We start from the raw sequence: 20,481 nt of genomic DNA, 5'->3' as shown, positions 1-20,481 counted from the left end.
GCAACGGTCGCCCCTCAGGACGGACATCATGACGACCCTCGGCAGCACCACGCCCACCGCCTCCCCGGGCCCGCACCGCACGACGGCCCCGCGGGGCTCCAGGCCCGCCTCGCCCCCAGCCCCGGCCCCGGCGGGCCGTTCGCCGCTCAAGGGCCGGCTCGCCGTGCTCGCGGTGACCCTGGGCATCTTCACCATCGTCACCACCGAGATCCTGCCCATCGGGCTGCTCACCCGGATCGGGGCCGACTTCGGCGTCTCCGACGGCACGGCGGGGCTGATGATGACGCTCCCCGGCTTCCTCGCCGCGTGCGCCGCGCCGACGGTGACGCTGGCCACCGCCCGGATCGACCGGCGGCTGATGCTCTGCGCCTTCATCGCCCTGCTGGCACTGGCGAACTTCCTCGCCGCGACCGCCCCGGTCTATGGGCTGGTGCTGCTGTCCCGGGTGCTGGTCGGCGTCGTCATCGGGGGGTTCTGGTCGATCGGGGTCGGGCTCGCCGAGCGGCTGGTGCCGGCGGAGTCGGCCGGCCGGGCCACCGCCGTGATCTTCTCCGCGGTGCCGCTGGGCTCGGTGATCGGGGTGCCCGCCGGGACCTTCCTCGGCGATCTGGCCGGCTGGCGGATCGCCTGCGCCGCCGTCGGCGCGCTGGCGGTGGCGGTGCTGGTGCTGACCGCCCTGGTGGTCCCGGCGCTGCCGGCGGTCCGCGCCACCGGCCCGGCGCTGCTGCGCCGCACCCTGCGCGGGGTGCACACCCGGTTCGCGCTGCTGATGACGTTTCTGATCGTGCTGGCGCACTTCGGCGCCTACACCTATGTGACGCCGTTCCTGGAACGGACCACCCATCTCGCGACCGCCGGGACGGTCACGGCGTTCCTGCTGGTCTACGGCCTCGCGGGGGTGGTGGGGAACTTCGTCGGCGGTGCCGTGGTGGCGCGCCGACCGCGCCTCGTCTTCGGGGCCGCGGCCGGGTTGACGGCCCTCGCCACGCTGCTGCTGCCGGTCCTGGGCCGCGGTCCGGCCGGTGCGCTGGCGCTGCTGGTGGTCTGGGGCGTCGCGTACGGGGCGGTGCCGGTGGCCTCGCAGACCTGGTTCGCCAAGGCGGCCCCCGGTGCGCCGGAGGCGGCGTCGGTGCTGTTCACCGCGTCGTTCCAGGCGACGCTGTCGCTCGGCGCGCTGGCCGGCGGGATGGTGGTGGACCGGACGTCGCCCTCGGTGGTGATGACACTGGGCGGGGCGACCGCGGCCCTGGTGGTCCTGGCCGCGTGGCTGCACCGCGCCAAGCAGCCTGCCTGGCCGCGCAGTTGAGGGACCCCGGCCCGGACCGGGCGGGGAGGCCGAGGCGGTGTTTCACGTGAAACACCGCCTCTCCTGACTCCTCTTCGCGGCGCCCGGTCCGCTTAGTCCTCGCCCTCCAGCTCGCCCTCGGTCTCCAGGAAGGCTTCGCGCAGCGCCGCCAGCGTCTCGGCGTCCGGCTTCTCCCACATGCCGCGGGACTCCGCCTCCAGGAGGCGCTCGGCGATCCCGTGCAGCGCCCAGGGGTTGGCCTCCTGGAGGAACGCGCGGTTCTCCGGGTCCAGGACGTAGGTCTGGGCGAGCTTGTCGTACATCCAGTCGGCGACGACCCCGGTGGTGGCGTCGTAGCCGAACAGGTAGTCCACGGTGGCGGCGAGTTCGAAGGCGCCCTTGTAACCGTGGCGGCGCATCGCCTCGATCCAGCGAGGGTTGACGACCCGGGCCCGGAAGACCCGGGAGGTCTCCTCCACCAGTGTCCTGGTACGGACCGTCTCGGGACGGGTCGAGTCGCCGATGTACGCCTCGGGGGCCTTGCCCTTGAGCGCCTTGACGGTGGCGACCATCCCGCCGTGGTACTGGAAGTAGTCGTCGGAGTCGGCGATGTCGTGCTCGCGGGTGTCGGTGTTCTTGGCGGCCACCGCGATGCGCTTGTAGGCGGTCTCCATCTCCTCCCGGGCCGGGCGGCCCTCCAGCCCCCGCCCGTAGGCGTAGCCGCCCCAGACGGTGTAGACCTCGGCGAGATCGGCGTCGGTGCGCCAGTCGCGGGAGTCGATGAGCTGGAGCAGTCCCGCGCCGTACGTGCCGGGCCGGGAGCCGAAGATCCGGGTGGTGGCCCGGCGTTCGTCGCCGTGCGCGGCGAGGTCCGCCTGGGAGTGGGCCCGGACGAAGTTGCGGTCGGCCGGCTCGTCGAGCCCGGCGGCGAGCCGGACCGCGTCGTCGAGGAGGCCGATGACGTGCGGGAACGCGTCACGGAAGAAACCGCTGATGCGCAGGGTGACATCGATGCGGGGGCGGCCCAACTCGTCGAGCGGGATGGCCTCCAGGCCCGTCACCCGGCGCGAGGCGTCGTCCCACACGGGGCGGACGCCCAGCAGCGCCAGCGCCTCCGCCACATCGTCGCCGGAGGTGCGCATCGCGCTGGTGCCCCACAGGGACAGGCCCACCGACTCCGGCCAGTCGCCGTTGTCGTCGCGGTAGCGGTCCAGAAGCGAGTCGGCGAGCGCCTGACCGGTCTCCCAGGCGAGCCGCGACGGCACGGCCTTGGGGTCGACGGAGTAGAAGTTGCGGCCGGTCGGCAGCACGTTGACCAGGCCGCGCAGCGGCGAGCCGGACGGGCCGGCGGGGACGAAGCCGCCGTTGAGGGCGTGCACCGCGTGGTCGAGTTCATCGGTGGTGGCGGCCAGCCGCGGGACGACCTGCCGGGCGGCGAAGTCGAGGATGTCGGCGACCGCGGCCGGGTGCCCCTCGGCGACCCGCGCCACCGCGGCCGGGTCCCACGCCGCGTCCTCCATCGCCTGGACGAGCGTGCGGGCGAGGGCCTCGGCGTCGTCGGCGGCCGTCCGGGTCGCGGCCGACTCGTCCAGGCCCAGCGCCTCGCGCAGGCCGGGCAGCGCGGAGGTGCCGCCCCAGATCTGCCGGGCGCGCAGGATGGCCAGGACGAGGTTGACCCGGGCCTCGCCGACCGGGGCGGCGCCCAGCACGTGCAGGCCGTCGCGGATCTGCGCGTCCTTGACCTCGCAGAGCCAGCCGTCGACGTGGAGCAGGAAGTCGTCGAACCCGTCGTCGTCGGGGCGCTCCTCCAGGCCCAGGTCGTGGTCGAGCTTGGCGGCCTGGATCAGCGTCCAGATCTGCGCGCGGATGGCGGGCAGCTTGGCCGGGTCCATCGAGGAGATCGCGGCGTACTCGTCGAGCAGCTGCTCAAGGCGGGCGATGTCGCCGTAGGAGTCCGCGCGGGCCATCGGCGGGACGAGGTGGTCGACGAGGGTGGCGTGCACCCGGCGCTTGGCCTGGGTGCCCTCGCCCGGGTCGTTGACCAGGAAGGGGTAGACGAGCGGGAGGTCGCCGAGGGCCGCGTCCGGGCCGCAGGCGGCGGAGAGTCCGGCGTTCTTGCCGGGCAGCCACTCCAGATTGCCGTGCTTGCCGAGGTGGACCATGGCGTCCGCGCCGAAGCCGCCGTCGGCGGCGGGCGTGGCGATCCAGCGGTAGGCCGCCAAGTAGTGGTGGGAGGGCGGCAGATCGGGGTCGTGGTAGATCGCGATCGGGTTCTCGCCGAAGCCGCGCGGCGGCTGGATGAGGATCAGCAGATTGCCGCGGCGCAGCGCGGCCAGCACGATGTCGCCCTCGGGGTTCCGGCTGCGGTCGAGGAACATCTCGCCCGGCGGCGGGCCCCAGTGCTCCTCGACGGACTCGCGGAGCTCCTGCGGCAGCGTGCCGTACCAGCGGCGGTAGTCGGCGGCCGGGATGCGGACCGGGTTGCGGGCCAGCTGTTCCTCGGTCAGCCACTCCTGGTCGTGGCCACCGGCCTCGATCAGGGCGTAGATCAGCTCGTCGCCGTCGCCGGACTCCAGACCGGGCACCGGCTCCGCGCCGAAGTCGTAGCCCTCGGACCGGAGGCGGCGCAGCAGCTCGACGGCGCTGGCCGGGGTGTCCAGGCCGACCGCGTTGCCGATCCGGGAGTGCTTGGTGGGGTACGCGGAGAGCACCAGCGCCAGCCGCTTCTCGGCGGCCGGGATGTGCCGCAGCCGGGCGTGCCGGACGGCGATGCCGGCGACCCGGGCGGCCCGCTCGGCGTCGGCGACATAGACCGGGAGGCCGTCCTCGTCGACCTCCTTGAACGAGAACGGCACGGTGATCAGCCGCCCGTCGAACTCGGGCACGGCGATCTGCGAGGCGGCGTCGAGCGGGGAGACGCCCTCGTCGTTCTCCTCCCAGGCGGCCCGCGATCCGGTCAGGCAGAGCGCCTGGAGGACCGGCACGTCCAATGCGGCCAGCGCACCCGCGTCCCAGGACTCGTCGTCCCCACCCGCGGACGCCTCGGCGGGCCTGGTGCCGCCCGCGGCCAGCACGGTGGTGACGATGACGTCGACCGCGCGCAGCTCCTCGATCAGCTCCGGCTCGGGGGCCCGCAGCGAGGCGACGTACAGCGGCAGCGGACGGCCGCCGGCGCGCTCGATCTGGTCGCACAGGTCGTGGACGAAGCGGGTGTTGCCGCTCATGTGGTGGGCGCGGTAGTAGAGCACGGCCACCGTCGGACCGGTCACGTCCGCCGCGGTGCGCTCCAGCGGCCCCCAGGACGGCGCGGCCGCGGGCGGCTCGAAGCCGTGGCCGGTGAGCAGCACGGTGTCGCTGAGGAAGCAGGCAAGCTGGGCGAGGTTGGCCGGGCCGCCGTGCGCGAGGTAGGCGTGGGCCTCGGCCGCGATGCCGACCGGGACCGTGGAGGCCGCCATCAGCTGGGCGTCGGGGGCCTGTTCGCCGGTGAGCACGACGACCGGGCGGTGCTGGTCCGCGGCCAGCAGCACGTCCAGGCCCTCCTGCCAGGCGCGCAGGCCGCCGAGCAGGCGGACGACGACGAGGTCGGTGCCGTCCAGGAGTCCGGGCAGTTCGGCGACGTCGAGGCGGGAGGGGTTGGCGAGCCGGTACGGCACGGGGCCGGTGGCGGCGCGGGCGCTGAGCAGATCGGTGTCGGAGGTCGACAGCAGCAGGATCACGGCGCAGCCCTTCCTCGGGGTGTCCACGCCCCGGGTGGTCGTATCGACGGCGGGAGTTCCTGGCTCACCCGGCGGTTGCCGGGTTCACAGTGGCGGGACCGCGCCGGATTCTCACCGGGCTTCCTCCCTTGACGCCGTCGCTGGCGTCCGGCGGGTCAGCCGACCCGCCGACCTGCATAGTAAGGGCTGCGGCCGGGCTGCGGGAGCGGGCCTTTCGGAGCCGCCCTCCAGGACCCCTCGCCCTGGTTCCGGCATCCACCGACGTAGGTATGCTCGCCGCCATGCCGCCCTCCCCCACACCACGCCCCGACCGGGCCGGACCGCCCGTACGGGACCGCGGTGACGCCTGCCCGGGAGCGCTGCGGCTGCACTCCGCCGCCGACGGGCAACTGGCCCGAGTGCGGCTGCCCGCAGGGGACTTGACGGTGCGCCAGGCGATCGCACTGGGGGACGCCGCGGAGCGGCTCGGCGACGGCCACCTCTCGCTCACCTCCCGCGGAAACGTCGAACTCCGCGGCCTGCCCGACGACTGCGGCCACCTGCTCGCCGACCTCCTCGCCGACGCCGGGCTGCTGCCGTCGGTACGCCATGAGCGGATCCGCAACGTGCTGGCGTCTCCGCTGGCCGGACTGGACCGGCACACCCCTTCCGACGTGCGGTTGTGGGCCCGGAGCCTGGACGGGCTGCTGTGCGCGAGCGAGCCGGCGACGGCGCTCTCGGGCCGCTTCCTGTTCGTCCTCGACGACGGACGGGGCGATGTGGCGGGCCTCGGCGGCGATGTGAGCTTGCTCGCAGAATCCGGCCGACGGGCCCCGGAGCACACCTCGTACCCGCCGGGGTCCGCGTCCGGGTACGGGGCGCTGCTCCGGGTCGGCGACGACCGGGCGGCGCTGCGGATCGCGGCGGACGACGTCCCGCGGGCGGCGCTGACCGCCGCCGAATGCTTCCTGGCCGCCGCCGCGGAGCGCGGCGACGGCGCCTGGCGGGTCCGTGAACTTCCCGCCGCACGGCCGCTGACCGCCCGAGAGGTATGGGACGCGCTGCGGACGGTGGGCATCGCCGCGGAGTACACCGACGCGGTCGGGCCGCACCCGGCCGTGCCGTACGCCGACGCCACCGCCCCCGGTCCGGTCGAGGGGTCCGACGGCCGCCGCGCCCTCGTGGTGCTGGCGCCGCTCGGCCGGCTGTCCGTGGCCCAGTGGCGGCTGCTGACCAGGATCGCCGACGACGACGGCTCCGGCGCACTGCGTCTGACGCCCTGGCGCGGCATCGTCGTCCCCGGTCTCTCCGCCGCCGCGGCGGACCGGCGGCTGCGCGCCCTGGCCACCGCCGGACTGATCACCGACCCGGCCTCCCCCTGGCGGCGGGTCACCGCCTGCACGGGCCTGCCCGGCTGCGCCAAGTCCCGCACGGACGTGCGCGGCGATGCGGCGACCGCGCTCGCCGGGGGCGGCTCCGTCCCGGCGGACAGCTCCGTTCCGGCAGACAGTTCCGGCGTGCCCGTCGGGCTGCCCGTCCACTGGTCGGGCTGCGAGCGGCGCTGCGGGCATCCGCACGGCGCCTGGGTCGATGTGCTGGCGTCGCCCGACGGCTATCGGACCACCGTCGTCCACCCCAAGTACCCTGCCCCGCCGCCGGTTTCACGTGAAACGACCGAACCGGCCCTGGTTTCACGTGAAACACCGACGGCGTCGTACAGCACTCCTTCTTCCACCCCTCCCTCCACCACCCCGAGGCCCCAGTGACCGCGTTCGACTATGAAAAGGACGGGGCGGCGATCTACCGCCAGTCCTTCGCCACCATCCGCGCCGAGGCGGACCTCTCCGGACTGCCGGCCGATGTCAGCCGGGTCGCGGTCCGGATGATCCACGCCTGCGGCATGGTCGACCTCGTCCGCGATCTGGCCTTCACCCCGGGGGTCGTGGCCAGCGCCCGCGCCGCACTGCACGCCGGTGCGCCCATCCTGTGCGACGCCACCATGGTGGCCAGCGGTGTGACCCGTAAGCGGCTGCCTGCGGACAACGAGGTGCTGTGCACCCTCGGCGACCCGTCCGTCCCGGAGTTGGCCGCCCGGATGGGCACCACGCGCAGCGCCGCGGCCCTCGAACTGTGGCGGGACCGGATGGAGGGCGCCGTGGTCGCCTTCGGCAACGCCCCCACCGCCCTCTTCCGGTTCCTGGAAATGATCGAGGAAGGGGCGCCGCGCCCGGCCGCCGTCCTCGGCATCCCGGTCGGCTTCATCGGTGCGGCCGAGTCCAAGGACGCGCTGATCGACCACACTTCGAAGCTGGATCACATCGTGGTGCGCGGGCGGCGCGGCGGCAGTGCCATGGCCGCGGCCGCGATCAACGCCCTGGCGAGCGAGGAAGAGTAGGCGTGAGCGAGCAGCAGGCCAGCAACGGCGCGGCGGACCAGCCGGCCGAGTCCCCGGAGCAGCCCACCGGTCGCCTCTACGGCGTCGGGCTCGGGCCCGGCGACCCGTCCCTGATGACCGTGCGGGCGGTGGAGGTCATCGCCGAGGCCGATGTGGTGGCGTACCACAGCGCCCGGCACGGACGCTCCATCGCGCGCTCCATCGCCGCCCGGCACATCCGCCCGGACCACCTCGAAGAGGCCCTGGTCTACCCCGTCACCACCGAGTCGACCGACCATCCCGGCGGCTACCGCGGGGCGCTGGACGAGTTCTACGAGAAGGCGGCGGCGCGGCTCGCCGCCCACCTCGACGCCGGCCGCACCGTCGCCGTGATCTCCGAGGGCGACCCGTTCTTCTACGGCTCGTACCAGCACATGCACAAGCGGCTGGCCCACCGCTACCCGACCGAGGTGATCCCCGGCGTCACCTCCATCAGCGCCGCCGCGGCCCGCCTGGGCACCCCGCTCACCGAGGCCGACGAGGTGCTGACCGTCCTCCCGGGCACCCTGCCCGAGGAGGAGCTGACGGCCCGTCTGAGCGCCGCCGACTCCGCGGTCGTGATGAAGCTGGGCCGCACCTTCCCCAGCGTCCGCCGCGCCCTGGAGCGCTCCGGCCGGATGCCGGAGGCCCGCTATGTCGAGCGCGCCACCATGGCCGGGGAACGGACCGGCGCGCTGGCCGACGTCGCCGCCGACACCGTCCCCTACTTCTCCGTCGCGGTCGTGCCCAGCCGCATAGCCGCCGGCGAGGAGTCCGAGCCGGCCGCCGCGGAACGCGGTGAGGTGGTCGTGGTCGGCACCGGACCGGCCGGTCCGCGCTGGCTCACCCCGGAGTCCCGCGGTGCGCTCGCCGCCGCCGACGACCTGGTCGGCTACACCACGTACCTGGACCGCGTCCCGGTGCGCCCGGGCCAGCGCCGGCATCCCTCCGACAACAAGGTGGAGTCCGAGCGCGCCGAGTTCGCCCTGGACCTGGCCCGCCGCGGTCGCCGGGTCGCCGTCGTCTCCGGCGGTGACCCCGGCGTCTTCGCCATGGCCACCGCGGTCCTCGAAGTGGCGTCCGAGGAGCCCTACCGCGGCGTCCCGGTGCGGGTGCTGCCCGGCGTCACGGCCGCCAACGCCGCCGCCGCCCGCGCCGGTGCGCCCCTGGGCCACGACTACGCGGTGATCTCGCTCTCCGACCGGCTCAAGCCCTGGGAGGTGATCGCCGAACGGCTGCGCGCGGCGGCCTCCGCCGATCTGGCACTGGCGCTCTACAACCCCGGCTCCCGCAGCCGCACCTGGCAGGTCGCCAAGGCCCGGGACGTCCTGCTGGAGCACCATGCGCCGGACACCCCGATCATCCTCGCCCGCGACATCGGCGGCCCCGAGGAGTCGCTCCGCACCGTCCCGCTCGCCGAGCTCGATCCCACCCAGGTGGACATGCGCACGATCCTGCTCGTCGGCTCGTCCCAGACCCGGCGGGTGCGGCGTGACAACGGCACGGAGGTCGTCTGGACGCCGCGGAGGTACCCGGAGCGCTGACCGCCGGGCGTTCAGCCGAGGAGCGCCCGCACCCAGTCCACCGCCGCGTCCGGCTCGGCGGCCACCGGCACGCCCTCCGGGACGGCCGGCCGCTGGACGACGACCACCGGTACCCCGGCCTCCCGCGCGGCAGCCAGCTTGGGGGCGGTCGCCGCGGCGCCGCTGTCCTTCGTCACCAGGACGTCGATGCGGTGCCGGCGCAGCAGTTCCCGTTCCCCGTCGAGGGTGAACGGGCCGCGGTCCAGGACGGTCGTCATCCGGGGCGGGTGCGGGGGCTCGGGCGCGTCCACCGAGCGGACCAGGAACCACAGGTCCGTGAGGTGGGCGAAGTGGGCGAGGCCCATCCGGCCGGTGGTGAGGAAGACCCGGCCGCCGAGGGCGGGGAGAGCGGCGGCGGCCTCGGCGAGGGAGGGAACCGGGTGCCAGACGTCGCCGGGTTGCGCGCCCCAGCCGGGGCGTCGGAGCGCCAGCAGGGGAACATGGGCGGTGGCCGCGGCCCGGGCCGCGTTGAAACTGATCGTGCCGGCGAAAGGATGGGTGGCGTCGATGAGCGCGTCCACCGCGTGCGCGCGCAGCCAGCGCGCGAGGCCCTCGGGGCCGCCGAACCCGCCGATGCGCACCTCCCCGGCGGGCAGCCGCGGCGCCGCCACCCGGCCGGCCAGCGAGGTCGTCACCCGCACCCCCGGCTCCGCTTCCAGGGCCGCGGCCAACCGGCGGGCCTCCGTGGTGCCGCCGAGGATCAGCACATGGCGGACGCGGGCGTGGACGGGTGACGAGGGCATGGGCGGCGGGTTCCTCCGTGGGTGAAACGCAACCGAAGGGTACGGGAGGGCGGAGCGCACAGCTCGCGCACACCGGGCTGCGGCACGGGTGGACGACCGGGGCGTGCGCCACGGCGGCCAGCTCGGCGGCGTACGCGGCGCTCCTGGGCGGGGAGTTCCCGGACCCGGTGACGATCACGCTGCCCAAGGGGCAGACGCCGTCCTTCGCACTGGCGGTGGAGGAGCTGACCGCCGCCGGGGCGGGACCGGCCACCGCCATGGCCGGGGTGGTGAAGGACGCCGGGGACGATCCCGATGTGACGCACGGGGCGTTGGTGCGGGCCACGGTGCGGGTGCTGCCGGCCGGGAGTGGAGTGGTCTTCCGGGCGGGCCCCGGCGTGGGCACGGTCACCCGCCCCGGACTGCCTCTCGACGTCGGCGAGCCCGCCATCAATCCCGTACCGCGGCAGATGATCCGGGAGCATCTGGCGCGCGTCGCGGAGGCATACCGAGGCAGCGGATCGACCGCGGACGTCGAGGTCGAGATCTCCGTCGATCACGGCGAGGAGATCGCGCGCAGCACCTGGAATCCGCGGCTCGGCATCCTCGGCGGGTTGTCGATCCTGGGGACGACCGGGATCGTCGTGCCGTACTCCTGCTCGGCGTGGATCGACTCGATCCGGCGCGGGGTGGACGTGGCGCGCGCGGCCGGCCGGCGGCATGTCGCCGGATGCACCGGCTCGACGTCGGAGAAGGTCGCCGTCGCCCTGCACCACCTGCCGGAGGACGCCCTGCTGGACATGGGGGACTTCGCCGGGGCGGTGCTCAAGTACATCCGCCGCCATCCCGTGGACCGGCTGACGATCTGCGGCGGCTTCGCCAAGCTGTCCAAACTGGCCGCCGGGCATCTGGATCTGCACTCGGCCCGGTCCCAGGTGGACAAGGGGTTCCTCGCCGAACTGGCCCGGCAGGGCGGCGCCGACGAGGCGCTGGCGGCGGCGGTGGCCGAGGCCAACACCGGCCTCGCCGCGCTCCAGTTGTGCGCGGCGGCCGGCGTTCCGCTCGGCGACCTGGTGGCGGCCACGGCACGGGACGCGTCACTGGCCGTGCTGCGGGGCGCACCGGTCGCGGTCGATGTCATCTGTATCGACCGGGCGGGGCTGGTGGTCGGTCGGGCGGAGCCGCACGGGCCGAGCACGACCTAGGGGTTGTCCCGTAGCCCGACCGGCGCCGGATGTTTCACGTGAAACGCGCCCGGCCTCACAGCCGGGATCCGACGCCCTGCCGAGCGACCCGTCGTCATCTCACATCCGCGGCAGCAACTCTCCGCGGCTCATACCCTCCTCGCGGCCCATGCTGTCCATACGGTCCTCCTCGGCACGGGCCGTCCCGGACCGGCGGCGCTCGCCGCGGTCCTCGCGGGCCATCGCCTCGCGGCGCTGCGCCTCACGTGCCTCCTTCACCCGGTCCCGCAGACAGGTGTCGTCACCGCCGGTCAGCGCGCCCAGCGCGCTGCCCAGGGCACAGGCGGCCATCTTGACGGGGCTGTCCTTCGAGCGGCGCGGGGTGTCCTTGCCGCTGGCGCTGGCAACGGTGCTGCCGGTGAGGGTCAGCACAGTCGCGGCAACGACCGCGGTGGCGGCCATTCTGGTACGCATCGTGGCATGCTCCTTCGCATCGATCCCCCTGGGTGTCGCAGCTTCCTTACCGACCTCCGGGATCATAAAAACGGACTTTCACCCCGATGCGGTCATACAATTCAGCCGAACAGGCCCGGTCCGACGCGCCGCTGACGCTCCCTCACGCACCGCCGTCGCAGGGCGCGTGCGGGCGCTCGCGCTCCGGCGAGTAGAGGTGGCTGTCGCGGAACTGCTCGGCCCCCAGCGTGCGGCCGACCATGATCACCGCGGTCCGGACCACGCCCGCGGCCTTCACCTGGCCGGCGATGTCGCCGAGCGTGCCGCGCAGCACGAGTTCGTCGGGGCGGGAGGCCATCGCGACGACGGCGGCCGGGCAGTCGGCGCCGTAGTGCGGCAGGAGTTCGTCGACGATCCGGTCCACGTACATCGCGGCGAGGTGCAGCACCAGCAGTGCGCCGCTGCGCCCGAGCGTGGCCAGGTCCTCCCCGTCGGGCATGGGCGTGGCGCGCTGCGAGACGCGGGTGAGGATGACGGTCTGGCCGACGGTGGGCACCGTCAGTTCGCGCTTGAGGGCGGCGGCCGCCGCGGCGAACGCGGGCACGCCCGGCACGACCTCGTACGGCACCCCCGCGGCGTCCAGGCGGCGCATCTGCTCGGCCACCGCGCTGAAGACGGACGGGTCACCGGAGTGCAGCCGGGCGACGTCCTGCCCCTCCTCGTGCGCCCGGACCATCTCCGTCGTGATGGCGTCCAGATCCAGCTGCGCGGTGTCGATCAGCCGGGCCCCCGGCGGGCACTCGGCGAGCAGTTCGCGCGGCACCAGGCTGCCGGCGTAGAGGCACACCCCGCAGGCCGCGAGGGTGCGGGCGCCGCGCAGGGTGATCAGGTCAGCGGCGCCGGGGCCCGCACCGATGAAGTAGACGGTCATGGCTGTCGGTCTCCTGGGGAGGGGTTACGAGGGGTCCTGGGAGCGGGACGGCGCGGCGGTGTCCTGCGGGCCCGGCTCCGGCGCTCCGGGCCGCGGGGGCTTCACCGCCGACCACTGGGTGACCGGCATCGCCTGCCGCCAGCCCGTGAAGCCGCCGACCGGCACCGCGTGAGCCACCGCGAGCCGCACCAGTTCGCCGCCGTGCCGCCGGTACCACTGGGTCAGCAGCGCCTCGGACTCCAGCGTCACGGTGTTCGCGACGATCCGGCCGCCCGGGGGCAGTGCGTCCCAGCAGGCGTCCAGCAGGCCCGGCGCGGTCAGGCCGCCGCCGATGAACACCGCGTCCGGAGTGGGCAGCCCGGCCAGTGCGGCGGGCGCGGCGCCGTGCACCACGCGCAGCGCCGGCACGCCGAGCGCCCGCGCGTTGTGGCCGATCCGCGCCGCCCGATCGGCGTCCCGCTCGACGCCGATCGCCCGGCAGCTGCGGTGCGCGCGCAGCCATTCGACGGCGATGGAGCCGGATCCGCCGCCGACGTCCCAGAGGAGTTCGCCGGGCGCGGGGGCCAGCGCCGCCAGGGTGGCGGCCCGGACATGACGCTTGGTCAGCTGGCCGTCGTGTTCGTAGGCGTCATCGGGGAGGCCGGGCACGACCGGCAGCCGCGGGGCGTCGGGCTCCCGCACGCAGTCCAGCGCGACCACGTTGAGCGGATCGCCGGCGGGCGCGTCCCACCCCGTCGCGGCACCCTCGACCAACTGCTCGTGCGCGCCACCGAGTTGTTCCAGTACGCGCATCCGGGTCGGTCCGAAGCCCCGTTCCCGCAGCAGCGCCGCGACCTCGCCCGGCGTCCCGGCCCCGGCCGACAGCACCAGCACCCGCATCCCGTCGTGCAGCACCCGCACCAGGTTCTCCGCGGGCCGCCCGACGAGCGTGACGACCTCGGTGTCCTCCACCGCCCAGCCCAACCGGGCACAGGCGTACGCCACGGACGACGGGTGCGGCAGCACCCGCAGCGGCCGCCGCACCGCGGCCTCCTCCGCCATCACCTCGGTCAGCGTCCGCCCGATCCCGTAGAACATCGGGTCCCCGCTGGCCAGCACGCAGACCCGGCGCCCGGCATGCGCGGCGAGCAGCCCGGGCACGGCCGGCCGCAACGGGGAGGGCCATGGCACCCGCTCCCCCGCGCACTCCGCGGGCAGCAGCGCCAACTGCCGCGCCCCGCCGAGCAGCACCTCCGCCGCCGTCAGCTCCCGGCGCGCGGCCGGCGACAGCCCGTCCCAGCCATCGGCCCCGATACCTACGACGAAGAGCGGAAGCGGGGGAGTCACGGCGGGGCACCTCGGGGCGCGAAGGGACGGGACGGAGGTCGGGGACCGTCCGGGGGGACGGGTGCCGAACTCTACTGACCGGCCGGGCGGTCCCGGCTTCCGGGGAGGGACCGCATGCCCCGGCACCTCCCGGTGTGCTCACCCCGGCCCTTCTTGCACATAGTGTGCAATTACTTGCTATTACTGTCCGGGGCACGAAACGAGGCGCGGAAGGAGTGCGGTCCATGGGCTCGCCGGTGGTGCTGGGCATCGAGTCGTCGTGCGACGAGACGGGCGCCGGCCTGGTGCGGGACGGGCGGCTGCTCGGGCACGCCGTCGCGTCGAGCATGGCGGAGCACGCGCGGTTCGGCGGGGTGGTGCCGGAGATCGCCGCTCGGGCGCATGTGCACGCGCTGACGCCCGTGGTGCACAGCGCCCTGGCCGATGCGGGGCTGCGGGCGTCCGACATCGGCGCGGTGGCGGTGACCACCGGACCGGGGCTGTCCGGCGCGCTCCAGGTGGGCCTGGCCGGCGCCAAGGGACTGGCCTATGCGCTGGGCGTGCCGCTGTACGGCGTCCATCACCTGGCCGGACACGTCGCCGCCGACACCCTCGCGCACGGTCCGCTGCCCGACCCCTGCGTGGTGCTGATCGTCTCCGGCGGGCACACCTCGCTGCTGCTCGTCCGTGATCTGGCCCGCGACCCGATCGCACACCTCGGCGACACCCTGGACGACGCCGCAGGAGAGTGCTTCGACAAGGTCGCGCGGGTCTTCGGGCTGCCGTACCCCGGCGGCCCGGCCATTGACCGGACAGCGCGCGAGGGGGATCCGCGCGCTGTCCACTTTCCCCGCCCGCTCACCGCGGGCCCGCCCGAGAAGCGGTTCACCTTCTCCTTCTCGGGGCTGAAGACGGCGGCGGCGCGCTGGGCCGAGAGCCATCACGCCGCGGGCCGTCCGCTGCCGGTCGCCGACGGTGCCGCCGCGCTCCAGGAGGCGGTCGCCGACGTTTTGACCCGCAAGGCGGTCGCCGCCTGCACCGAGCACGGCGTCGGAACGCTGGTGGTGGTCGGCGGCGTGGCGGCCAACTCCCGGGTGCGCTCCCTGGCCGAGGAGCGCTGTGCCGCGGCCGGCATCACCCTGCGGGTTCCCCCGCTGCGGCTGTGCACGGACAACGGCGCGATGATCGCGGCCGTGGGCGACCTGCTCGTCCGGGCCGGGGCCGCGCCCGCCCCGCTCGATGTCTCCATCGACCCGTCGGCGCCGCTGGAGTACGCGGCGCTGCATCCGGTCGCGGCGGGCCGCGCGCAGGCCGCCTGAGGGCGGCGGACACCCGCGGCCTCGTTTCCCGGGCAACCCGTCGTTTCACGTGAAACGCGGCGGACGCCCCTCCGGCCGGATCGTTCCGGTCCGCCCGCTCTTTTCTTCCGCACCGCTCTGACCAGGCACGATAGGCCGTTTGACGGTAATGACAACGGTCACCGATGCAGCCTTTGGATCTTTTGCCGAAGTGCGGTTTGCTTCGCTGCGAGGAGCAAGGTGGAGCCAGGAAGGAGCGCGCCATGACCGAGCACGCCCACAGTGGGCACAGCCACGCGCACGGCCACACCCATGGTGTGTCCCCGGACGCCGATCGGCGCTGGCTGCGGGCCGCGCTCATCCTGCTGACCGCCTACATGGCGGTCGAAGTGGTCATCGGCGTGCTGGCGCAGTCGCTGGCACTGATCTCGGACGCCGCCCACATGCTCACCGACGCGGTCTCGATCGTGCTGGCCCTGGTCGCGATGCGGCTGGCCGCCAAGCCCGCGCGGGGCGGCTACACCTACGGCCTCAAGCGCGCCGAGATCCTCTCCGCGCAGGCCAACGGCATCACCCTGCTCGTGCTCTCCGTCTGGCTGGCCTACGAGGCGGTCCAACGGCTGATCTCGCCGCCCGAGGTCACCGGCGGGCTGGTGCTGATCACCGCGCTGTCCGGCGTGGTGATCAACCTGATCTGCACCTGGTTCCTGTCCAAGGCCAACCGCTCCAGCCTGAACATCGAGGGGGCCTACCAGCACATCCTCACCGATCTGTTCGGCTTCATCGCCACCGCGATCTCCGGTCTGATCGTGCTGACCACGGGGTTCCAGCGGGCCGACGCGATCGCCTCGCTCGTCGTCGTCGCGCTGATGCTGAAGGCCGGTACGGGGCTGGTACGGGAGTCCGGACGGATCTTCATGGAGGCCGCCCCGGCCGGGATCGACCCGGACGCGCTGGGCGATCACCTGGTCGCCGCCGACCAGGTCGTCGAGGTGCACGACCTGCACATCTGGCAGATCACCTCCGGCCAGCCCGCGCTGTCCGCGCACATCCTGGTCGCGCCGGGCGGCGACTGCCACAAGGTCCGCCGCAACCTCCACGAGCTGCTGCGCACCGAGTACGGCATCACCCACGCCACCCTCCAGGTCGACCACCTCGGCGAACAGGACGATGACGAGTTGCTGACCCTGAGTCCCGGGCCCCGGCCCGAGCAGCCCTCCGGCAGCCACTGCGACGACTCCCACGGCCCCGTCCACCGCCCGGGACCGCACCGGCACTGAGCCGCCCGCCGTCACGGGTCCACCCGCACTCGGGTGAACCCCGCCCCCGGGCACGGCCGCGAGCCGTCCGCACGCGGCGCCGCACTGCTCGGATAGCGGCATGAGGACCGCCGCTGCCTGCGCGGTGCTGTGCGCCGCCGCGTTCCCCGCGCTGCCCGCCGCCGCGCCCGCCCTGCTGGACCCGCCGGCCGTCGAGGTGACGGTCACCGACGACGTCGACCATGCGGAGGCCGGGCAGCGGCTCGACTACCGCATCACCGTGCACAACCTCGGCGCCGACAAGGTGCCCGGCGCCCGCGTCGAACAGGAGCTGCCGGCCACCACGGTCTCGGCCACCGCCACCGACGGCACCATCGAGGACGAAGCCACCGGCGGGCGGAAAGCGGTCTGGCACACCGATCTGCCCGCGTACGGCATCGCGGTCTTCAGCGCCGGCGCGGTGCTCGGCGCCCGCCAGTCCCCGGACACCAGCGCCGCGCCGGGCACCCGGCGGGCCGCCACCACGGTCTGCGTCTACACCGCCCGGTCCGCCGCCCCGCTGGCCTGCTCCGGGGACCTGGACGACCTCCCCGAGTCGCGGCCCGAGGCGGAGCACGGGAACGGGGTGGGGTGGGCGATGGGGGCCCTGGCCTGCGCGCTGTTCGCCCCCGGGGTCGTCCGGGCGGTCCGGCGCGGGCGGACCCGGCGGTCCGGCTGAGCGGCGCGCCGCGCCCGCCGCCGCGGCCCTCACCCAGGTGGCCGCCCCTCCGCACGGATCACCCATTGGTACCGGCCCCGGTCGCGGCCGGCCGCCGCACCGACTTGCCTGGAGCGTGGCAGCAATCGCCGCTTTCAGGAGGGACCGCGACGCATGTCAGCGAGTGCACCCGCACGCGCCGACGGCCGGGTGACGGCGGCGCGCTGCCCACCGGGACGGCCGCGCCGGGGCCGCTCGCTGGCCGGCGCGGCGCTGCTGCTGATCGGAACGCTGCTGCTGCCGCTGAGCCTGGCCGCCGTCTGGGCCCGGGCCGAGCTCACCGACACCGACCGCTATGTGGCCGCGGTCGCCCCGCTCGCCGGGAACCCCGCCGTCCAGGACGCGATCGTCGACGACGTCACCAACGGCGTGATGCCCCACGTCCGGCTCGACGGCCTGCTCAAGGTGGTGCCGCGCGCCGAACGCCCCGCGCTGCGCCGGAAGTTCACCCGCGGCATCCGCGAGTTCATCGACAAGCAGGTCCGCCAGGTCGTCACCGGCCGCTCCTTCCCGGAGGTCTGGACCGGGGTCCACCGCACCGCCCACCGCACCCTGGACGGCACGCTGACGGCCTCCGGCGACGCCCCCGTCACCCTCGACCTCTCGCCGGTCATCGAGCGGGTCCGGCACCAGTTGTCCGGCAACGGGCTGGGCATCGACATCGTCCGCCGCGTGCCGCACACCGGCACCTCGATCGTGCTGCTGAAGTCCCCCGACGTGCCCCGGTTCCGGGCCGCCTTCCAGGCCGCGCGCATCGGAGCGCTCCTGCTGCCGCCGACCGCCGGGCTCTGCCTGGTGGCCGGACTGCTGCTGATCCGGCGCCGGCGGCGGGCGCTGATCTGCACGGCCATCGGCGGCGCGGTGGCCTGCGCCCTGTTGTCCGCGGCGCTGGCGCTGCTGCGCACCCGGCTGCTGGCCGCCCTGCCCCCCACGGTTTCCCGTCCCGCTGCCGACGCCTACACGGACGCCCTGACCGCCTCCCTGCGCTCCGGCGTCTGGACGGCGATCGGCGCCGCCGCGCTCACCGTGGCCCTCGCCCTCACGGGCCCGCTCGCCGCCCGCCTGCGCCGGTCCTCGGTGCCGGGCCGTCGGCCCGGGCCGGTTCCGCGGTGGGTGACGTCCCGTGGGTTGCGGGGCGTCCGCCGGCGTGCCAAGCGCCGGTTCGGCGACGACGGACCGAACCGGTAGCGACTTCCCGGAGTACTCGGCAGGCCCGAGCTGGCAACGGCCCGCTCGGGTGGCGGGGCGGAGCGTCCTCAGATGGCCAGGACGGTCTTCCCCTGCGCCCGCCCGGTCCGGCTTGCCGCCAGGGCCTCGGGCGCCCCCTCCAACGGGACTTCCAGACCCACGAGGACCGTGAGGCGGCCCGCGTCGAGGTGCCCCGCGAGGATCTCCAGGAGCTGCGGGGAGGGGCGGTTGACGAAGTTGAAGCCGCGCAGATTGTGCTCGGTGAGCACATCGGCATCGGCGGAGCCGATCAAGGAGACCGCCACCCCGCCGTCCCGTACGGTCCGGGTCAGTTCGACAAACCCCGCCGCGTCGCTGGTCATGTCGATCAGCACGTCCACCCCGTCCGGATGTGCCGCCAGGACCTGGTCGGCGACCGGCCCCGCGGTGTGATCGACGGTCTCCGCCGCGCCCAGCGTGCGCATCAGCTCCGCCTTGGACGGGCGGGCGGTGGCGATCACCTCGGCGCCGCGGCCGGCCGCGAGCTGCGTGGCGAAGGTGCCGACCCCGCCGGTCGCGCCGACGATCAACACCCGCCGGCCCTCGCCGATCCGGGTCTCCTCGACCAGGTTGTACGCGGTCATCCCGGCCGTCGGCACGGCCGCGGAGGTCGCATAGGTGACGCTGCGGGCGGCCAGGGCGATGGCGCCCTCCTCGGCCACGGCGAATTCGGCGTACGAGCCGCCGCCCCGGTCCGGTCGCTGGAACTGGCCGAACACCGGATCCCCCACGGTGAACCGCCGTACGCCACTGCCCACCGCGACCACCTCCCCCGCCCCGTCCGTCCCCAGGACCAGGGGGAAGGCGGCCTGGACGGCGTCCCCGAACGCGCCGTCGGCGAGCTTCCAGTCGACGGGGTTGAGGCCGGCGGCGGCCAGCCGCACCAGGACCTCGCCGGACCCCGGTTCCGGCTGCGGCAGCTCCATGAGCTGCGGGTCCGCACCGAAGGCGTTGACTGCTACGGCTCTCATCTGGCGTTCCCTTCCACCCTTTCGAGGAGGCGGCCGGAGTGGATCGTAAGCACGCCGGTCGGGCCGGGCGCAGCAGGACGGGAGGCGGTGCCCCGGAAGCAACTCGTACGGCCCCCGTCGCCGTTCCGTTTCCCCACTCGATTGCCCGCATGACGGGACCGGGGCCGGGCCGCGGGATTCAATGGCGCAATGATCCGGTTCGAGTCGGTCACCAAGAGCTACCCGGACGGGACCCTCGCCGTCGACGACCTTTCCTTCGAGGTCGGTGAGGGCGAGTTGGTCACCTTGGTCGGCCCGTCCGGCTGTGGCAAGACGACGACCATGATGATGGTGAACCGGCTCATCGACCCCACCAGCGGCCGGATCTTCGTCGACGGCGAGGACGTCTCCGGTGTCGATCCGGTCCGACTCCGCCGCCGGATCGGCTATGTCATCCAGCAGACCGGCCTCTTCCCGCACCGCACCGTCCTCGACAACACCGCGACGGTGCCGTTCCTGACCGGATGGAAGAAGGCCAAGGCGCGGGAGCGGGCCGCCGAACTCCTGGAGCTGGTCGGGCTGGACCCGGGCGTCCACGGCTCGCGCTACCCCGACCAGCTGTCCGGTGGACAGCGCCAGCGGGTCGGGGTGGCCCGCGCGCTGGCGGCCGATCCCCCGGTACTGCTGATGGACGAGCCGTTCGGCGCGGTCGATCCGGTCGTCCGAGACCGTCTCCAGAAGGAGTTTCTGCGGCTCCAGGGCACGATGCACAAGACCGTCCTGCTGGTCACCCACGACATCGAGGAGGCCATCCGGCTCGGCGACCGGATCGCGGTCTACGGCGCCGGGCGGATCGAGCAGTTCGACACCCCGGCGCGGGTGCTCGGTGCCCCCGCCACCCCGTACGTCGCCGAATTCGTCGGCGCCGACCGGGCGTTGAAGCAGCTCTCGGTCACCCTCATCGACCGCGACGACCTGGAGCGCCCGCCGTTCGCCCGGCTCGCCGAGCCGGCCGCGGACGCGGTGACCCGACTGCGGGGCGAGGGCGCACGCTGGGCGGTGGTGCTCGACGCCGACGGGGCACTGCACGGCTGGGTGGGCACGGAGAGCCTGGCGGGCGCAGGGGGAACCGTGGCGGACCACGCCCGCCGGATGGAGGCGTGGATCCCGGCGACCGGAACCCTCAAGGCGGCGTTCAGCGAGATGCTCAAGCACGACGCCGGCTGGATCGCGGTCCTGGACGGCCGGCGGTTTCTGGGCGTGCTGACCCCGAACACACTGCACGAGGCGCTGCGCCGCACCATCACCCCGGAGGAACGGGGAGTCTCGCGGGGGCGGCCCGAGGTGGACTCGGTCCCGACGGAATGAGGCGGTGCGGGACGGATGCGGTGTTTCACGTGAAACGGCATCGGGGGAGCG

At 74.4% G+C, this 20,481-nt stretch carries 16 protein-coding genes and 1 riboswitch; of the genes, 10 read left to right on the top strand and 6 right to left on the bottom strand.

Annotation, left to right across the window (positions count from 1 at the left end; genetic code table 11):
- Positions 1-28 precede the first annotated feature (28 nt).
- On the top strand, positions 29-1,306 hold the full coding sequence (locus MOV08_RS21990; RefSeq protein ID WP_275308618.1) for an MFS transporter: 1,278 nt from the start codon (positions 29-31) through the stop codon (positions 1,304-1,306).
- A 92-nt stretch (positions 1,307-1,398) separates the two neighbouring features.
- Here MOV08_RS21990 and cobN read toward each other — a convergent pair whose 3' ends face one another.
- Complete coding sequence (gene cobN, locus MOV08_RS21985; RefSeq protein WP_275311847.1) at positions 1,399-5,001, bottom strand: cobaltochelatase subunit CobN; 3,603 nt, start codon at positions 4,999-5,001, stop codon at positions 1,399-1,401.
- A gap of 51 nt (positions 5,002-5,052) precedes the next feature.
- Positions 5,053-5,150, bottom strand: a riboswitch (cobalamin riboswitch).
- A 120-nt stretch (positions 5,151-5,270) separates the two neighbouring features.
- Here cobN and cobG point away from each other — a divergent pair.
- From cobG to MOV08_RS21970, 3 genes are read left to right on the top strand one after another with little or no spacing between them, the layout of a single operon-like run.
- Positions 5,271-6,746, top strand: coding sequence for a precorrin-3B synthase (gene cobG / locus MOV08_RS21980; protein WP_420834197.1), 1,476 nt, complete (start codon positions 5,271-5,273; stop codon positions 6,744-6,746).
- Positions 6,743-7,375 carry a precorrin-8X methylmutase gene (locus tag MOV08_RS21975; protein WP_275308616.1) on the top strand — a complete coding sequence of 211 codons (633 nt, stop codon included), beginning with the start codon at positions 6,743-6,745 and terminating at the stop codon, positions 7,373-7,375. The genes cobG and MOV08_RS21975 overlap by 4 nt, the downstream gene beginning before the upstream one ends.
- A gap of 2 nt (positions 7,376-7,377) precedes the next feature.
- Entirely contained in the window at positions 7,378-8,937 is a 1,560-nt protein-coding gene (locus tag MOV08_RS21970; protein ID WP_420834196.1) for a precorrin-2 C(20)-methyltransferase, read from the top strand.
- Positions 8,938-8,948: 11 nt separating this feature from the next.
- On the opposite strand, the gene MOV08_RS21965 is transcribed toward MOV08_RS21970, so the two are convergent.
- Complete coding sequence (locus MOV08_RS21965; protein ID WP_039634909.1) at positions 8,949-9,719, bottom strand: cobalt-precorrin-6A reductase; 771 nt, start codon at positions 9,717-9,719, stop codon at positions 8,949-8,951.
- Positions 9,720-9,736: 17 nt separating this feature from the next.
- On the opposite strand from MOV08_RS21965, the gene MOV08_RS21960 reads away from it, so the two are divergent.
- The gene (locus MOV08_RS21960; RefSeq protein ID WP_275308615.1) at positions 9,737-10,903 is read left to right on the top strand and encodes a cobalt-precorrin-5B (C(1))-methyltransferase; all 1,167 of its coding nucleotides are present in this window, start codon (positions 9,737-9,739) and stop codon (positions 10,901-10,903) included.
- A gap of 99 nt (positions 10,904-11,002) precedes the next feature.
- On the opposite strand, the gene MOV08_RS21955 is transcribed toward MOV08_RS21960, so the two are convergent.
- The 3 genes from MOV08_RS21955 to cbiE form a co-directional block, all read right to left on the bottom strand.
- Positions 11,003-11,356 (bottom strand): hypothetical protein, encoded by a 354-nt coding sequence (locus tag MOV08_RS21955; RefSeq protein WP_239010112.1) that lies wholly within the window; start codon positions 11,354-11,356, stop codon positions 11,003-11,005.
- A gap of 142 nt (positions 11,357-11,498) precedes the next feature.
- A complete protein-coding gene (gene cobM / locus MOV08_RS21950; protein WP_275308614.1) occupies positions 11,499-12,266 on the bottom strand; it encodes a precorrin-4 C(11)-methyltransferase in 768 nt (255 codons plus the stop codon).
- 24 nt (positions 12,267-12,290) lie between these two features.
- Entirely contained in the window at positions 12,291-13,592 is a 1,302-nt protein-coding gene (cbiE, locus tag MOV08_RS21945) for a precorrin-6y C5,15-methyltransferase (decarboxylating) subunit CbiE (RefSeq protein ID WP_275308613.1), read from the bottom strand.
- Positions 13,593-13,816: 224 nt separating this feature from the next.
- Between cbiE and tsaD the strand changes: the two genes are divergently transcribed.
- The 4 genes from tsaD (at position 13,817) to MOV08_RS21925 (ending at position 18,073) form a co-directional block, all read left to right on the top strand.
- Positions 13,817-14,890: a tRNA (adenosine(37)-N6)-threonylcarbamoyltransferase complex transferase subunit TsaD gene (tsaD, locus tag MOV08_RS21940; protein WP_275308612.1), complete on the top strand. Its 1,074-nt coding sequence runs from the start codon at positions 13,817-13,819 to the stop codon at positions 14,888-14,890.
- Positions 14,891-15,132: 242 nt separating this feature from the next.
- Complete coding sequence (locus MOV08_RS21935) at positions 15,133-16,149, top strand: cation diffusion facilitator family transporter (protein ID WP_039634898.1); 1,017 nt, start codon at positions 15,133-15,135, stop codon at positions 16,147-16,149.
- Between the two features lie 100 nt (positions 16,150-16,249).
- Positions 16,250-16,846: a hypothetical protein gene (locus MOV08_RS21930; RefSeq protein WP_275308611.1), complete on the top strand. Its 597-nt coding sequence runs from the start codon at positions 16,250-16,252 to the stop codon at positions 16,844-16,846.
- Between the two features lie 153 nt (positions 16,847-16,999).
- Complete coding sequence (locus tag MOV08_RS21925; RefSeq protein WP_275308610.1) at positions 17,000-18,073, top strand: hypothetical protein; 1,074 nt, start codon at positions 17,000-17,002, stop codon at positions 18,071-18,073.
- Positions 18,074-18,141: 68 nt separating this feature from the next.
- Here MOV08_RS21925 and MOV08_RS21920 read toward each other — a convergent pair whose 3' ends face one another.
- Positions 18,142-19,083 (bottom strand): NADP-dependent oxidoreductase, encoded by a 942-nt coding sequence (locus MOV08_RS21920; protein ID WP_052286823.1) that lies wholly within the window; start codon positions 19,081-19,083, stop codon positions 18,142-18,144.
- A gap of 189 nt (positions 19,084-19,272) precedes the next feature.
- On the opposite strand from MOV08_RS21920, the gene MOV08_RS21915 reads away from it, so the two are divergent.
- Positions 19,273-20,430, top strand: a complete 1,158-nt coding sequence (locus tag MOV08_RS21915; RefSeq protein WP_275308609.1) for an ABC transporter ATP-binding protein — start codon at positions 19,273-19,275, stop codon at positions 20,428-20,430.
- Positions 20,431-20,481 lie beyond the last annotated feature (51 nt).

The organism is Streptomyces yunnanensis, from assembly GCF_029011865.1.
Lineage (GTDB): Bacteria > Actinomycetota > Actinomycetes > Streptomycetales > Streptomycetaceae > Streptomyces > Streptomyces yunnanensis.
This window is presented reverse-complemented; position numbering and strand designations above follow the sequence as displayed.